12 protein-coding genes are annotated in these 17,217 nt (G+C 44.8%); 2 read left to right on the top strand and 10 right to left on the bottom strand.

Features of this window, described 5'->3' with window-relative positions; translation table 11 throughout:
• Nucleotides 1–28: 28 nt before the first annotated feature.
• Nucleotides 29–271, bottom strand: a complete 243-nt coding sequence (locus ACE1TF_RS12825) for a DUF370 domain-containing protein (protein WP_375017271.1) — start codon at nucleotides 269–271, stop codon at nucleotides 29–31.
• 136 nt (nucleotides 272–407) lie between these two features.
• On the opposite strand from ACE1TF_RS12825, the gene recU reads away from it, so the two are divergent.
• Entirely contained in the window at nucleotides 408–992 is a 585-nt protein-coding gene (gene recU, locus ACE1TF_RS12820; protein ID WP_375017269.1) for a Holliday junction resolvase RecU, read from the top strand.
• Nucleotides 993–1,045: 53 nt separating this feature from the next.
• The gene (locus ACE1TF_RS12815) at nucleotides 1,046–3,613 is read left to right on the top strand and encodes a transglycosylase domain-containing protein (RefSeq protein ID WP_375017267.1); all 2,568 of its coding nucleotides are present in this window, start codon (nucleotides 1,046–1,048) and stop codon (nucleotides 3,611–3,613) included.
• An 891-nt stretch (nucleotides 3,614–4,504) separates the two neighbouring features.
• On the opposite strand, the gene ACE1TF_RS12810 is transcribed toward ACE1TF_RS12815, so the two are convergent.
• The 9 genes from ACE1TF_RS12810 to panB all read right to left on the bottom strand — a co-directional run bounded on the left by ACE1TF_RS12810 (nucleotide 4,505) and on the right by panB (nucleotide 17,129).
• The gene (locus tag ACE1TF_RS12810; RefSeq protein WP_375017265.1) at nucleotides 4,505–8,032 is read right to left on the bottom strand and encodes a dynamin family protein; all 3,528 of its coding nucleotides are present in this window, start codon (nucleotides 8,030–8,032) and stop codon (nucleotides 4,505–4,507) included.
• A 20-nt stretch (nucleotides 8,033–8,052) separates the two neighbouring features.
• Nucleotides 8,053–8,691 (bottom strand): endonuclease III, encoded by a 639-nt coding sequence (gene nth, locus ACE1TF_RS12805; RefSeq protein WP_375017263.1) that lies wholly within the window; start codon nucleotides 8,689–8,691, stop codon nucleotides 8,053–8,055.
• A gap of 19 nt (nucleotides 8,692–8,710) precedes the next feature.
• The gene (locus tag ACE1TF_RS12800; RefSeq protein WP_042397704.1) at nucleotides 8,711–9,397 is read right to left on the bottom strand and encodes a DnaD domain-containing protein; all 687 of its coding nucleotides are present in this window, start codon (nucleotides 9,395–9,397) and stop codon (nucleotides 8,711–8,713) included.
• A gap of 78 nt (nucleotides 9,398–9,475) precedes the next feature.
• Nucleotides 9,476–10,765: an asparagine--tRNA ligase gene (gene asnS, locus ACE1TF_RS12795; RefSeq protein WP_042397699.1), complete on the bottom strand. Its 1,290-nt coding sequence runs from the start codon at nucleotides 10,763–10,765 to the stop codon at nucleotides 9,476–9,478.
• Between the two features lie 118 nt (nucleotides 10,766–10,883).
• Nucleotides 10,884–11,363, bottom strand: coding sequence for a hypothetical protein (locus tag ACE1TF_RS12790; protein WP_042397696.1), 480 nt, complete (start codon nucleotides 11,361–11,363; stop codon nucleotides 10,884–10,886).
• Nucleotides 11,364–11,377: 14 nt separating this feature from the next.
• The gene (locus tag ACE1TF_RS12785; protein ID WP_375017261.1) at nucleotides 11,378–12,685 is read right to left on the bottom strand and encodes an amidohydrolase; all 1,308 of its coding nucleotides are present in this window, start codon (nucleotides 12,683–12,685) and stop codon (nucleotides 11,378–11,380) included.
• 1 nt (nucleotide 12,686) lies between these two features.
• Nucleotides 12,687–15,458, bottom strand: coding sequence for an ATP-dependent DNA helicase DinG (gene dinG, locus ACE1TF_RS12780; RefSeq protein ID WP_375017259.1), 2,772 nt, complete (start codon nucleotides 15,456–15,458; stop codon nucleotides 12,687–12,689).
• Nucleotides 15,459–15,474: 16 nt separating this feature from the next.
• Nucleotides 15,475–16,314, bottom strand: a complete 840-nt coding sequence (gene panC, locus ACE1TF_RS12775) for a pantoate--beta-alanine ligase (RefSeq protein WP_375017257.1) — start codon at nucleotides 16,312–16,314, stop codon at nucleotides 15,475–15,477.
• Nucleotides 16,311–17,129: a 3-methyl-2-oxobutanoate hydroxymethyltransferase gene (panB, locus tag ACE1TF_RS12770; RefSeq protein ID WP_042397682.1), complete on the bottom strand. Its 819-nt coding sequence runs from the start codon at nucleotides 17,127–17,129 to the stop codon at nucleotides 16,311–16,313. The genes panC and panB overlap by 4 nt, the downstream gene beginning before the upstream one ends.
• Between the last annotated feature and the right edge of the window lie 88 nt (nucleotides 17,130–17,217).

Raw genomic sequence — 17,217 nt, 5'->3', positions numbered from 1 at the left:
ACTGGTATTAATTCGTCAAATGTTCTCTTTATTCATCGCCAAGACGATGGCCGATCGTCTCAGGCTGGATCGCTGACAAAACGACATGGTTACTATCCATAAGAATAATACTTCTCGTTTTACGTCCATTTGTGGCATCAATGCACATTTTTCTTTCTTTCGACTCTTGCACAATACGCTTGGTCGGTGCAGAATCTGCATGTACAATGGAGATAATGCGCTCGCCGGGAACAATATTGCCAAAACCAATATTCGTTGGTTTATCGTTCATGTTTTGTTCACCTCTTTCATAGCACTTTAAAAAGTGTAACATGAGCCCGTCTCATAGAAAACAATTCTTCAAAAATCGTAAAACGTATGCTATTATTAGCTGTTGTTATTATTCATATTGAGACCTCCGGGAAAGGATGAGACGATTGACGTTTCGTTATCCGAACGGAAAGCGCTACACGAAATCAGCGACCCCCCAGAAAATGGGGAAAGCAAACCGAGGAATGAGCTTAGAAGAAGACATTAACCAATCAATCATTCACTATCGAAATACTGAACGAGCAATTATTCATAAAAAACCAACGCCTGTACAAATTGTAAACGTCGATTACCCGAAAAGAAGCCGAGCCAAAATTACAGAAGCGTATTTTCGGCAAGCGTCTACGACGGACTATAACGGCGTATATAAAGGTCGATACGTCGATTTCGAAGCTAAGGAAACCCATCAAGTTCAATCTTTTCCTCTAAAAAACTTACACGAGCATCAAATTACACATATGCAAGAGATTGATGCACACGGAGGTTTTGGATTTCTCATCTTGCGATTTGCCCGCTCTCAAGAAACCTTTGTCATCAAAACGAGTGATTTCTTGCATTTGAAAGCTTCAACCGAGCGAAAATCTGTACAGAAGACCCACATTGAAACATACGGTGTAAAACTAGCAAATACTACGCTTCCACCTGTCGATTTTCTGCCTGCTGTCGATTTATTATTTCAATAATGTAACCTGTGACAGGTTGTAACGTCTAAAGTAATGAGAAATGAGGGGAATTTATGACAGAATATAGATCAAGAACGGAGAAACGGCGAGCAGCCGAAACTTCTTCTAACAAAAACCAAAAACCATCTAAAAAGAAATCAAAAGGAAAACGCTCACTATTTAAAAAGTTAATCATTAGTTTTGCAATTGTCATTGTCGTTGGCTTGCTTGCGGGCGTTGCAACCGCTGCTGCAATTATAAGTGGTGCACCTGAATTAGACCCAGATGAGTTGATGCTCGCTGAAGGAGCTACGGTGTACGATGTGAATGACAATGAAATTGGACGGCTGCACGGAAATGAAGCGCGTAGCTACCGGACAATCGAAGAGACCCCACAACATGTCCAAGACGCTTTTATCGCTGTAGAGGATATGCGTTTTTATGACCATATGGGTGTCGATGTTCGACGCGTTGGTGGTGCCGTTATTGCCAACATTACCGGTGGCTTTGGTTCAGAAGGTGCGAGTACAATTACGCAACAAGTTGTTCGGAATGCGTTTTTGAGCGCAGATAAATCAATGTCAAGAAAGGTACAAGAACAGTGGCTGGCTCTGCAATTAGAGCGTCAATTCAGTAAAGATGAGATTATGGAAATGTACTTAAATATCATCTATTTCAGCCATGAAGCTTACGGAATTGGCGAGGCTTCGATTCGTTGGTTCGACAAAGAGAGCTTAGAAGAATTAACGATTGCTGACGCAGCGGTTCTTGCAGCCGTGCCGAGAAGACCGTCTTATTACAACCCTATTGAGAACCCAGAGAACGCTGAAAATCGACGAAACTTGATCATTTCTATGATGGAAGACCAAGAGTTGATTACAAATGAAGAAGCCGAGGAAGCGAGAAATACGAACATTGAAGACCAGCTTGACTACACTCCTGCTGATGATTCAATTGGGCATACGTCGTTTATTAACCACGTAATGCGTGAAATTGAACAAATCGACGGATTAGAAATCGGCGACTTGTACGCAGCTGGCTTTGATGTGTACACAACAATTGACGTTGAAGCCCAGCGTTATGCTGAACAAGTCATTCAAACGAACGATTATATTAGTGGATTCCCAGATGACCCTGCTTTCCAAGTCGGGTTCACCATGCTTAATACGAATACCGGCGGAATTGCTGCCATTGTTGGAGACCGAGGCGGCGAGGAAGTGCTTCGTGGCGATAGCTATGCGATGAATCGCGTCGGCCAACCTGGTTCAACAGTAAAACCGATGCTTGATTTCGGGCCAGCGATCGATAACCTCGGTTGGGGGACCGGTCAAACGCTCGTAGATGAGCCGCACAGCTATTCCGATGGCACACAAATTCGGAATGCTTCTGGTAATTACAGCGGGCAAGTGACGATGCGTGAAGCACTCGTGCGGTCATTAAACATTCCAGCGCTAAAAGCCCATCAAGAGGTGGGCAAGGAAGAAGCACATGAGTTTGCGAACCGTCTAGGCATGGAGTTCGATAGCGTTGAAGAAGGAAATGCGCTTGGTTCACAATACGAGTCACCAGAAACAATTGCAGGAGCGTATGCTGCTTTTGGTAACGACGGTGTGTATAACGATCCGTACAGTGTGCGCAAGATTGTCTTTACAGACGAACGTGAAATGGACTTAACGCCTGAGTCCACTCGGGCGATGAACGATTACACCGCTTATATGGTGACCGATATGCTTAAAGATGTCGTGACGGACCCACGGGGAACGGGTACCGCTGCGAACATTGAAGGTCTTCCACTCGCTGGTAAAACAGGAACATCGAACTTCGGTGATGGAGAAAGAGACAACGTTCCCGCAGGTGGCGTGCCAGACATTTGGTTTGCAGGGTACACCCCTGAGTACACCGCAGCAGTATGGACGGGATACGAAAATCGTGGTGCCGGGTATTTGCTCGGTGAAGAGCATCAGCTTGCAAGAAATATCTTCCGAACGATTATGACCGAAGTTCATGCAGGTATGGACGTATCGGACTTCCAACGTCCTGATTCCGTTTGTGAGCAAGGTGGAGAACTATATATTTGTGGTGGAACACCGGATATGCCTGACGAACCAGAAGTGAGTGAAGAAATATCTGATCTTACAGCTGGATTTGATGAAGGCAATAACCAAATTATCGTAAGCTGGAACTTCCCTGATGAAGCTATGGACGGCGTAAACTTTATCGTCCGCCACGGTGTAAACGGTCAAGGAATGAGTGACGTACAGGAGAGCAGTGACCGACAATTTGTGCTCACTGACCCAGAAAGAGAGAGTACTCATAACTTTGAAGTCGTTGCAGTTCGTGACGGAGAACCGATTGACAGTGCGCAAACGTCCGTAGAAATCGCTGAAGCAATTGAAGAAGAAGATCCAGAAGAAGACGAAGAAGAAAATGAAGAAGAAGAAGCACCTGAAGAAGATCAAAGCCCTCCTGAAGACGCAGGTGAATCAGATGAACCGACCCCTACCCCACCGACAGACGAAGGTGACAACGGCGAAGGAGAAGGCGGTTCTGACGGAGACGACTCTAGTGATGATGGCGAAGATCCAGAAGAAGAAACCCAATCAGAAACCACAAACGATGATGAAGATGATAATGAAGAATAGTCAAAACCGCCCGTAACGGGCGGTTTTTTTATCCGTGCACAAAAATTAGATGTAGATCGCATAAAGCTGAACAATTCTCTGTTTAAATTTCGCCTACCGCTCAGCTACTCTATCTTGATAAGTCGATGTAAATCATATGTTTGATTGCCACTAAAGGCAGATGGCTGTAGTTCAGACGATAAAGCAAACATTAGAAGCCCATTCGGCTCCACTTGTTTTCCCTGTTGTCTAGCGAGCTAAAGGAAAACATACGCTCTACGATCTACCGTTTTAAATAAAACAGATGAGTATCAATTGCCTCAAATATTAGCTTTTGAGACAATTAAACGAGCAAAATCCGTCATTCTTAACTTAAATTGTCACACAAACTTACCCAACGGTCACAAATAGAGATTTATGAGCAGATTTGCACCTTAAAGTGTCCCATTTGAAAAACGGGGATTGTTACATAAAAGAGCCAGAGAAAGTAGCTTGCTCTTCTTCTATATGATGAAAAAGAGCATACCGATTACGTCTTTTCAAAGATGTAAAAATGCCAAGCCATAAATCTCAAGGGCTAGCAACGATCGGCACCTACAGAGCCGATGCGAAATTGACCGGAGTTCATCATGAGTCATGACGACATGATGTTGCCTTTTGCCTGTAAAAGCGCTCGAATTGCCTACTTCGTGAAAAGAAAGCGGACGTTAGATGGAAACCTTACCGAATAGTTTAAGAATTTCATTAACTCAACATACACGGATCACGACTTTTGAGTAGACTGTGACACATGAGCGAAATTCTGCTCGTGCTAAGCTGAACATTTCAACGAAATCGCCATTTTAAAAACCCGGTTGCGCTGTACAGCGCAACCGGGTTTTTAGTGGACTGTCTATTCCTCTACGTACAGCATCATTTATGGACATACTCTTGATCTCGTGCGACGAGATGAGACTTGAGAGATTGGAGTTCTTCTTGCACTCGTGTTAAATCGGGTTGTGGGTGTTGCAATTGCTCCATCCATGCTTCATTCTCGCTCATGACTCGGTCAATGTCTTGCGTTAGCTCCTCTTTTGCAAGGTGAACCCGCTCGCTCCACAGTTCGCGCAATTGCTCAACGGCTTCGTCGAGTCGTGTACGTAACGCTTCTTTTGTTCGTTCTAAAATACGCTGCTTAAACTGTTCCCCTTCTTGATCATGAACAAAACTCGGTTTTACTTTCAGAGTCTTTATTTCGTTAACGAAACTTTCTAATGTTCCATGTAATTGGAGTGAAAGGTCTAGGTGCTCTCGTAAGTCTATAGGCAGTTGTCGCTCGTTCGAAACTGTATATAGACGCTCACCCTCTTGTTCTAGAGTGGTTTTCCAGTCGTTTTCTGCTACTTCCATCCACTCGTTCAACCCTTTTTGCAACTGGTCTTTGCGGCCCTCTTGTTGGCCAACACTCGCAGAAATGATTGACTTGTAGTGATCGGCAAAACGTAAGAATAGGCGACGATGTGCATACACACCGAAGGCACGAATTTCTACGTCTTCAGATTCTAGTTGCCTTATAGCCTCTTCTCCTTCATCTTTCTTCTGTTGAACCGGTAGTCGAAAAGCTTGTGCTTTTTGTTTTCGGTCGGCTTCTGGTTGGTTCATCCATACTTGCCACTCGGATAACTTTTCAATATGCGCTCTAAGCAACGCTTCCAATTCCTCATCGAGTCGAGCTCTTAACACCGGTTTCAAACCGTTCTCAAAATGTTGAGTAAATGAAAGAATCCCTTCTTCATCCGTGTGGTCTTCAAGTGCGCGCTTACTAGAGATAGGTACCACGTCTGTATGAGGGAAACCGAGGGTTTGAAGTTGATCACGCACATGGGTCATAACCGCTTGCTTTTCTCCATCATCTGCAGCGAGATCACTCGCGTTAATAAGCAAATAGTCTGGAGACTGAATGGTTTTAATCTTTTCCATGAATCGTTCATCAGCGTTTGAGAACGCATGGTGATAGTAAGTCACATAGATAAAAGCATCCGCTTTTTCGATCTCTGACATTGCAAGTGCAGTGTGGCGTTCATGCACACTTTGCACGCCAGGCGTGTCAATTAGTTCATAGCCTGCATCTGTCCAAGCGGTATGCACATAGACGTGTGAAACATCAATTAAACAAGCTTTTGCTTCATCTACGGCCATCTCTTGCCATTCCGTTAACGAAATAACAATCGTGCTTCCCCATTCGTATTGTTCTTTTTTGACACCCATTTGCAATGCACGCAAATACTCTACCCATTGCTTTTCTTCGAGCGTATCCGTCTTCTTAATCGACAAACCTTCAGCTTGTTTCAATGATTCAAGTGTGTACGTTAAGTTGCACAAATATGAGACGTGTGCGATTTCACTATCTAAGTCCGCTCTTGTCTTAATTCGAACACGAACTTGTTCTGGTCGGTTCGACCCGCTCGGTGCGCTCACAGTTGTTAAGGAAGCCGTCGTTGGATGGGGAGAGCTTGGCATGAGTTCCCTTTGCAAAAGTGCATTGATGAACGTTGATTTGCCCGCACTAAACGCACCCGCAACAACGACGGACGTCGGTCGATTCTCCAGGCGATCGATGAATGCTACGATGTTGTTGCGTTCGTTTTTCTCAAAAAGCACATCTTGAAACGTTGCCAAGTCGCCTCGGAGCGAATCGAGTGCGAACAGTGGCTTTACTTGGACAGATTCACTTGATACGTCTGCAATTTGCTCTCTATCTCTAGCATCCTCTTGAAATACCGCATTGGAATCGTTCACTACGATCGACGCATCAACACCTGATAAGTCGGGATGTGCTGTTAGCGCCTGTTCGATCTTCTCTTCGTAATGAGCGGCAGCACTCGTTTGAAGTCGTTGTTGGACCGTGTTCAGTTGCGACTGGATTGTTTGTTCCTCTTCCATAAACGATTGCTGTAGTTCATTAAGACGCTGAAATGGTTGCAAATCCTGCTGATTTTGCTGCTCTAGTTGTCTCTTACGCTCAGGGTATAATGACCTGAGTTGCTCTACAATTGGCTCAATGGAACGTTTGATATCTTGAATAATAGCTTGATTGATCTCTTTAGTAAGCTGATAAATGTATTGATTACTTTTTTCGCCCGTCGTCACAAATGCTCTATACCACTCGATCGATTCCGGCAAATGCAATTGTTCAACCTGTTGAATAAGATCATCTCGAACGCGTTCAGGCATCTCTAATTTGCTAAACTGTTGGAGCAAATAAAAGCGAATTTCCGACTCGTAGCGCTCGTTCATTAAATGAATCATCTTATCAAAATATTGTTGTTCCACTTCCAACTTTTTCTTTTTCCCTGCGAACAATCCGAATTTGTACGAACCGTCAACGACCTGCCACCAGTCATTCGCTGCAGACGTCGTGTCATGAGGGAACAAGTTAGTTTGTTTGTAGAATTGTTGCAACGTATGAACGAGTGCTGAGATTTCTTGATCTAATTGTTGTTCAATTTCTTGACCCGCTTTGACTAAAGCGAAATAGCGTTGATGATCTTCTTGATGATAACCTTCGTTCTTCATCGCTTCTCGCATTCGGATGGTCACTTGATCACGGTCAGCGAGTAGCCGTTCTCGTAGCGAAGAAACCGCACTTTCCACCATGCGGGCGTTGGCATCAGCAATTAATGACTGGCCTTCATATAACCACGAACGAATCTGTTGAACGAACAGTGGCAATTGATTATGTTTATGAGATTCATCTCTTGAAGTGGTCGTATAAATCGCCACCGGATGTATGCCATACCGTTGGAGCATATCTTTTAGGCCATGATAAAAAATAGAAAACGATAATTCACTTTCATTGTGCTTATCGATCTGATTAATGACAATGATAATTGGCTTATTTTCCCGCTGGATTTGCCTGAGAAACTCAACGTTTGTTTGCGAGCGAACATGATTGTAGTCGGTTACATAGATAATTGCATCTGTTGTAATGAGCTGATTAGCTGTATACTTCCCATGGGTAGGGTCTGTAGAATCCATGCCCGGTGTATCGGCAATCGTTACTTTGTTCGAAAGAAACGGCACTGGCAATGTGAGGGCAACTTCTTCAATACCCGCGCCATCAATCGCCATCTCCTGAAGCTTGTCCCACGGAATTTCATTTTCAAAGTGACTCACTTGCCCATCGCTTTGAACCGCTTTTATCTGGGCGGTCGGTCCACCAAGAATTGTCATAATATTGGCAGTCGTCGGGATCGGGCTCGATGGCAGCAGAGCTGCTCCGAGCAATTGATTGATTAGTGTTGATTTACCCGCAGAAAAATGGCCACAAATTGCGACCGAATACGTCGGTTCCCCAGCAAGTTTGCTAGAAATTCGCGCTAAGCGCTCCTCTTCAGGTTTGCCAAACGGTAACATTTGTTTTATCTCTTCGATGCTGTAGCCACCATCGATCGCACTCATACATTTCCTCCTTGTTGTCACTAGACTCGTTTACGCCCTTCTCGACAAATCTCTAGAAGAGGACAGGTTTCGCACTGAGGGTTTCTTGCTTTGCAATGATAACGACCGAAAAAAATCAATTGATGATGGCTATCTGACCATTTTTCTTCGGGTAACTTCCTCATAAGAGTCTTTTCTACTTCTAAAACACTGTCTTTCCATCGACAAATGCCTAATCGTTTGGATACCCGCTCTACGTGGGTATCTACAGCAATTGCAGGCAAGTCAAATGCGACAGACGCAACGACATTTGCCGTTTTTCTTCCAACCCCGGCAAGCTTCATAAGCTCATCGCGGTCCGCAGGCACTTCACCACCGTAGTGATCTAATAAAGATTGACTCATTTTTTGAATGTTTTTTGCCTTGTTTCGAAATAAGCCAATTCGCCGAATATCTTGTTCTAATTCTTCTTGTGGCACTCGGATGTAGTCGTCTGGACGTTTGTATTTTGAAAACAGTCCAGGTGTAACTTTGTTTACGAGGGCATCGGTGCATTGAGCGGAAAGAATTACAGCAACAAGTAACTCTAAAGCATTCGTATGTGTGAGTTCACACTCCGCTTCTGGGTACATTTGTTCAATTTGCTCCATCGCCCATGTCGTTTGTTTATTCGATAGCATAAATGGTTCCCCTCATCTGTCAATCTGACTCTAACCAATTATATGTCGGATACGGTTCACTTGTCTTTTTGGTTCCTGCCGGTTCCGCTCGTTTGTTTTGTCGAAAGCTTTCACTGTGTGCGTGTGCTTGTTCTGGTGTTTTGATGCCACTTCGCTTCCACTCATATAAAATTCGATCGATATAGCGGAGATTTAATTTCCCGGAGATCACCGCTTCTTTTAATGCAGCTTTAATCATTTCCATTGAATAATGGTCTTGGTCAATCCATACGCCAATCGTTTCAGATTCCATCGGTGAAAGTGGCCGACTGAACTCGTTTTCGAACAGTTGATACAGCTCTCCACTTTGATTCACTTCTAGGTCGGTTTGCTCCGATTCTAAGTAGTAAAGAATCTTTTCATAAAACGGTCGCAAGCTATACATTTCAAACATAATGCCGTCATCTTCTTTTTTCTCAAGCGCTAATACGCCTCGTTTCATGAGACGGCCTAACCCTTCTTGGCAATGGGCGACGGTCAGTGACATCTTTCTCGCTAAATGTTCTGGCGTAGGAAATGCACGCCCTTGCTGGATTTCTCGATGCAAATGCAACAGAAGCATCATGTCTTTCTCGTGGATGCCTAGTGCGTCGTAGTAATCTAAAAACACAACTGGAATGGATACTTGACCTTGTTCCAGCAGATCAATCATGACATTTTTATTCATTGGTTTCACCTCTTACATCCTTACCTCTTTGAAAAAAAACCATCTCCTCCGGCGGACGAGGAGATGGGAGTATCCGGTTTATGGATACAAACGATTAAGCAAACGTGGAAATGGAATCGTCTCACGAACATGCTCTGTTCCGCTAAGCCAAGCAACCGTTCTTTCTAATCCGAGTCCAAATCCTGAATGAGGAACACTACCGTATTGTCTAAGCTCTTTATACCAGCGGTATGCATCTTCTGACAACTGATGTTCTTTGAAGCGTTCATCCATCAGTTTATAATCATCAATTCGTTGACTACCCCCAATAATTTCCCCGTAACCTTCTGGCGCAATCAAGTCAGCACAAAGAACCAAATCTTCATTCTCAGGGTCTGGCTTCATATAGAACGCTTTGATCTCTTTTGGCCAATGTGTAATAAACACTGGCGTGTCAAACTGGTTCGCAAGCTCTGTCTCATGCGGTGACCCGAGATCTTCTCCCCACTGAATCTCATAACCTTTATCTTGTAAACGTTGAATCGCTTCGCTGTACGTCAAACGTGCAAACGGTGCACGAATCTTTTCAAGCTGAGCGATGTCGCGCTCGAGAGTTTTTAATTCTTTTTGTCCTTCACGTAGTACCGCATCTACAATGTACGTAACGTACGCCTCTTGGATTTCTAAGCTTTCTTCGTGATCACAAAACGCCATCTCTGGTTCAATCATCCAAAATTCAATGAGATGCCTGCGGGTCTTTGATTTTTCAGCTCTAAATGTCGGCCCAAACGAGTATACGCGTTGAAAAGCCATCGCTGCGGCTTCCATGTACAACTGTCCAGATTGTGAAAGGAACGCGTCCTCATCAAAATACTTCGTATGGAACAACTCCGTCGTCCCTTCTGCTGAGTTCGCAGTAAGAATGGGTGGGTCCACTTTCGTAAATCCATTCTCATGATAAAAGCGATGCGTCGCTTGAATAATAATATCGCGAATTCTAAGAACAGCATGCTGTTTGCTCGAACGAATCCACAAATGACGATGATCCATGAGAAACTCTGTTCCATGATCTTTTGGTGTAATCGGATAGTCAACCGCTTCTTGAATCACTTCCACACCTGTGACGGTGAGTTCAAAGCCACTCGGGGCACGATCATCCTTTTGCACTTGACCTGTCACATAGAGAGCACTCTCTTGCCCAAGCCCTTTAACTTGTTGAAACAATTCTTCTCCGACTTCGCTTTTAACGACAACGCCTTGAATAAAGCCTGTCCCATCTCGAAGTTGTAGAAAAGCAATCTTTCCGCTGGATCTTTTATTGCTCAGCCAACAACCGAGTGTCACTTCTTGGCTTTCAAATTGACCGATGCTGTGAATCGTAGGTTTCACGTACGGTAACTCCCTTCAAAATTCCATCTGTTTTCATTGATACACATCTCAATTCATTACTTATCTAGTTTACGAGACGAGCGGTCGAACTTCAAGCGAAGATGTTGAATTTCCCGATTTATGGCAGTCTTAATACTTGATTCGTACTTCCTGACTCGGCATCTACATAATGATAAATGTGACCGTCTTCTTCATCAATATAAATGACTTCGTATACATACGCCCCGTCCAATAAACCGAGTGTGACACCTCGTTGTTCATCAATCGAAGACGCCTCTTCTTCGACAACGCTCCACGCCTGTTCTTTCGTTATAAATTGATCAGCGGCGATCCGATCAAAGCGCTCGTATGATTCATTAAACATCCATACTTCTTGCTGAGAGTCTTGGAGATCAACAAGCGCATTCGCCGTCATCTCGTCCCCGTAATGATGGTCAAAATACACGACGTTTGCGACTTCATCTTCATGCATTATGCGGGTTTCCATCTCTTTTTTCTTGTCATTTATATCGCCGAGTGCTGAAGAATGAACGCCGAAAAGCATGACTGACAATACGAGCACAACAGCCCCTACACTAATCGCACCAATCTTTAACATACAGACGCCCCCTCTTAGTTGCTCGATTCAACCAACTGTTTTCTCGCGCGATTGGCATCATACAAGACTCGTTCTTCGTCAATCGTGAGCAATTCTTTGTTCGTCATTAATGGACGACCATTCACATACACGTCGCTCACATCGCATTTGCCTGCGGCGTAGACGATTGTTGCTGGATCAATCGTAAGCGGTTGAAGGTGTGCAGAGCGTGTATCAATCATAATGAAGTCCGCTGCGTACCCCGCTTGAATCAAGCCACTATCTAAAAAGCCAAGCGCCTTAGCACCGTTCACTGTAGCCATCCTTAACGCCTCTTGGCTGGAAATGACTTCAGCAGACTGCAAATTTCCTTTATGGAGCATCGCCGCTTGGCGCATTTCTGCAAATATATCCAACGTATTGTTTGACGCTGCACTATCCGTCCCTAACGAGATCCCAACGCCTTGACGATGCATGTGTGGGATCGGGGCAATGCCCGACCCGAGTTTAAGGTTACTCAATGGATTGTGAGAAACGTTCACGTTTTTATCGTTCATTAGCGTGATTTCGTCCTCATCCACATGGACCGCGTGCACGAGCAAATCGCCTTCTGACAAAATGCCCCCAGTAAGAAGATGTTCAGCGGGACGCATGCCATACGTCCGCAAGTGGTCTGCGACTTCTTTTTTTGTTTCACTCATGTGTAGCTGGATTGGCAATTGCTCTTTGGTCGCCGCTTCCCTCACATCTTCTAAAAATGTGAAACGGTTCGTATATACCGCATGTGGGAACAACCCACCTTTCAGGCGCCTCGTCGATGAGGCATTACACCGTTTTGCATAGTCGACCGCTTTGTGCAATTTCTCGCTTGCCACACTAGCACTATCAAACATCGTAATTATTCCACGTGTTAGCAATGCTTTCATGCCTGTTTCTTCTACGGCTTTCGCTGTGCCTTCACGGTTTAAGTGATACATATCCGAAAACATCGTCGTGCCAGATCGAATCATTTCGACTAGAGCAAGATTCGTCCCCACTTCACTCATCTGTTCGGTCATTTGTGCTTCAGCAGGCCAGATCTTCTCACTGAGCCATCTTTCAAGCTCAAGGTCATCGCTCCAACCTCGTAGAAGGGTCATCGGTGAGTGGGTATGTGTGTTCACAAGCCCAGGTATCATCATTTTCCCTTTTCCACTGATCACATGTGTACGCGTGTTTGAATTCGTTTCATAGTCACCAGCTCTTACTTCTTGGAACTGCCCCTCTCTAATTACAACATACCCTTGTTCAATGACTGTCTCGCCGTCGATAATGCTCATATCTTTTATCACGAGATCACTCATTTTATCGGTCTCCTTTTTCAGCGTAAAAATCGTTAGCAATGTCCAATACTTTGTCAGTACCGGTGAATGTGACCGGTACGTTTGGCAATGAATCGATGAAACTTTTGCCGTACCTCGCCTCGATTAAACGTTTGTCTAGAACAAACACAAGCCCTCGGTCTGTACTCGTACGAATCAATCGACCAAACCCTTGTTTAAATCGGAGGACGGCTTTTGGAATCGCTAGATTCATAAACGAGTTTTTTCGGTTTTTATTAAGCTCATTTGCTTTTGCTGTATATACCGGGTCATTCGGCGGCGTAAACGGTAGTCTTACGATAATGAGGGCAGACACGTCGTCTCCAGGCAAATCAATCCCTTCCCAAAACGTGCTCGTGCCCATAAGAATGGAGCGTTCATGCTTTTTGAATTTCTTAATGAGCTTCCCACGCTGCTCGCCGTTTGCTCCTTGAGTGAATACGGAATAGTTTAGGTCCTCGATATATGGCTTTAATTGTTCATACGTTTTTTGGAGCATTTCATATGAGGTAAATAAGACGAGCATGCGTCCATTAACAGCACTTGTGAGCATGGATATGAACTCAGTAACGCTACTCACAAACTGTTCCTCATTTTTTACATCAGGAAAGTCACTTGGTATGAGCAATTCTGCTTGATTTTCATAGGAAAAAGGTGATTTTACAACGAGCGTATCGGTTTGATTATTCGTGAGGCCAATTTCATCCATCATGTATTGAAAGGACCCTTTTACAGTCAAAGTAGCGGATGTAAATATGATGCTTTTTGTACACGTAAACAGTTGTTCATCTAATTGCTTACCAATTTGGACTGGCCTTTCGGTTAAACGAATCCGATCTGCTCGCTTATCACGGTCGGTTTCCATCCAATACACATGCTGTTCGTGCTCTTCTACGAGTAGAAATGAAAGTTGATCATGCTCATCTTTAAGATCATCTAGCAAATGCCTTACCTTTTTCCATAACACTTGCTCACGGTCTTTTTCATCTAACGCTTCAATGGCTTGGTTCCAAGAGTGGAGCGTTTGATCAACGAGCAGATCAACCCGCCTTATCGTATCCTCAACCCCACGACCTTGAAATTGAGAAGGCCGGTAACGTACGACCGGATCGACAGACCCACTTGCGACGGCTTGCAATTGATGAAATAACTGTAACCATTCTTGTTGCAAACCGATAAGTTCAGATTTACGATTCTTTAGCCATTCACTCGACAACGCTTTTGTATCTTCAGTCCGATTGGCCAACTCAATTTCACTGAACAACCCTTCTCGATCTTGAAGTCCCCACCGACCCGTCCATCGAACGAGAGCTTGATAGCTTGAGCGACGGCCGAGATGCCGACCTGCTGTCTCCTCAATTTGATGAGCCTCATCGATGATCGCATACTGGAATTCTGGAAGCAGTTGATGCCTCGAAAAACGATCAGCAAACAAAAGGGCGTGATTCGTAATAATGAGTTGAGCCGTCTTTGCGCGCTCCAACGCTTTGTAATAGAAACACTGGTGCCAATACGCGCACTCCGCACCGACACACGTATGCGGATCACTCTTTAGCTCATCCCAAAGGGCTCGCCCTCCACTAGGCAAATTCAGTTCCTCTACATCGCCAGTTTCGGTTTCAGTAAGCCATACGAGTAGTTGACAAGCCATTAGCTGCTCATCATAGTGTGCAGGCATACGCTCTAGGAAATGTTCAAACTTCTGCACACATAGATAATGGTCTCTTCCTTTTAAAAGAGCTGTTTTTACCGTTGTCCCTAGCGCTCGCTCCAACTTAGGTACATCGTTTTCAAGAATCTGCTGTTGCAAGGCAATCGTATCGGTCGCAATGACGACTGGCAAATTCTCCTCAACACTTTTTACGAATGCTGGATACAAGTAAGCCATCGTTTTACCTGTACCTGTTGCAGCTTCAACGAGCAAGTGTTGTTCGTTTTCGAACGCTTGCCAAACCGCTTCAGCCATTTGCTGTTGCGAGCCACGAGGCTCATAATTTTGGATCACTTGATGTAATGAGCCTTTTTCCCCGTAAAATGTATCTCCAGAAAACGGTCCGGATTTCACAGCACCTTCCAGCTCAAGCTCGATATGTTTTACCGGAAAGCTTCGGACATACTGAACATTCGGGTCCGGTGCTTGTTCGCGCGCGTCTTTTAAACAGTCGTACACTAACTGTTGTAATCCGGAACTCATCCCCGCTGTAAATGGCTCCATCTTCATGACAGTTGCTTTTGGTAATGAGCGTAGCTTCTCTTCCATTTTTATGAGTATTTCTGCAGTCACATGGGCATCACTCCCCGCCCTGTGTGGGGCGTTATGACCGAAAGAGAAATGTTGTGCAATCGCCGATAGCCGGTAACTATCGAGGGTCGGATACACCATCCGAGCCATTTCTACCGTGTCCAAAACTGGACCTTCAAAAGGTGAATAGCCCGCATTTTCTAGAGCGACGTTAATAAACTGCAAATCAAAATCTGCCCGGTGAGCGACAAAGCAACTTCCATCCAATGCTTGGAGAAGCTCAGGAACAATCGCTTCAAATGACGGAGCATCTTGAAGATCCTCGCTTCGTATACCTGTCAGCTGCTCAATGAAAAGTGGAATATTACGGTCCGTATAGACGAGCGAGGAAAACGTGTGCACCACTTTCATCTTTTCGATCACCGTCATGCCGACTTCTATGATCTGATCTCCTGCTGTCGGACGGTTGCCCGTCGTTTCTACATCGATTACGACATAACGGTCTACATTCATAAAATCCTCCTACCCATTACTCCACAGTAAAAATGATATTATCGATCAGCCTAGCTTTTGAGTAGCGAATCGCAGCTGCTATTACGTACTCGCCACCCGGCAACTCATTCGTTGACGCTTGAAGAGTTGGAAATGCTTTTAGTTCAACATACTCAACGCTTGCTTCCATGTTGCTTAACGCATCCGTCACTCTTTTTAGTACGTCTTTTCGGCTGTTGTTTTCTTTCAATTCAGCGACACCTTTTTTAAGCGTTTGGTAAAGCCCTGGTGCATCTTTTCGTTCTTGTTCAGTTAAATATTGATTTCTTGAAGATAAGGCCAAGCCGTCGTGGTCTCGAACGGTCGGACCACCAACGATCGTAGTATTGATTAGAAAATCGGTAGCCATCTGCTTGATGATCGCAAGCTGCTGGGCATCTTTTTGACCGAAATAAGCACGATCTGGACGAATGATTTGTAAAAATTTCATCACTACCGTCGCCATACCGTTAAAATGTCCAGGGCGATTCTTCCCACACAGCTCTTCGCCTAATTCACCCACATCGATCATCAAGGTTTGTTTTTGCTCGTAAAGATCATGAACTTCTGGAAGCCAAACAACGTCCGCGCCCGCAGATTGAGCTTTCTCAAGATCCACTTCCGGGGTACGGGGGTACGTCTCATAATCTTCTCCTTCACCAAACTGTAAAGGGTTTATGAAAATCGTAACGACGACTTGATCGGCTTCTTGCTTGGCTTGACGAATGAGAGATAGGTGACCTTCATGAAGGGCTCCCATCGTCGGCACAAGGCCAACGACTCCTTGCAGCCGGCTACGAGTTTGTTGAAACTCTGACTTTGAACGGACAATTTTCATTGTTTTGCCCCTTGTTTTCTTGCTGAGAACGTGTGGGCTTCTGTTGGAAAAGCACCCGTTTTCACTTCATGATGATACAGCTGTACCGCCTCTTTCATCTGATCATAAACGTTGGCGTAGGTTTTCACGAATTTCGGCAGTTTACCTGTGGTTATTCCGACACAATCATGGAAGACAAGCACTTGCCCATCAGCAATCCCTGCACCAATACCAATAACTGGAATCTCAACGGCTTCTCGAACACGATTCGTGACGACTTGAGGCACGCACTCTAATACAAGAGCGAATGCACCGGCTTCAGCAATTCGCTTACTTTCAGCAACGATCCGAGCCTCTTCTTCTTGACTACGACCTTGAACTTTAAAACCACCGAGTACAGTACTTGACTGCGGCGTTAGGCCGAGGTGACCCATGACTGCCACACCTCCTGCGGTTAACTGCTCGATACTTTCCACCATCAAATCGGTGCAACCTTCAAGCTTTACCGCATGAGCTCCGCCTTGTTGAATCATCGTTCGCGCATTCCCTACGGTCTCACTTATGGACCCATGATAAGTCATAAACGGCAAATCCGCTACTATAAACGTATCCTTTGCCCCTCGCCGTACTGCACGGGTATGCAAAACCATGTCATCTAGCGTTACAGGTTGTGTTCCGTCATAACCGTGAACAACCATGCCGACAGAATCACCGACGAGAATCATATCAACGTCTGCTTCTTCAACGATTCGCCCCGTCGGTGCATCATAAGCCGTCATCATAGAAATCATCTCTTCATTTTGCTTCATCTTCAAAAAATCAATCGTTTGCTTCATTGTCTTATCCCTCCCATAATTAGAGGGAGCGTCTGATGGGTCATCTCGTTCCCTCCGTCCCTGTCAACAGTGATCAAGGCAGATTTAC

The organism is Geomicrobium sp. JSM 1781026, assembly GCF_041949955.1.
Classification (GTDB): domain Bacteria; phylum Bacillota; class Bacilli; order Bacillales; family Marinococcaceae; genus Geomicrobium_A.
This window is presented reverse-complemented; position numbering and strand designations above follow the sequence as displayed.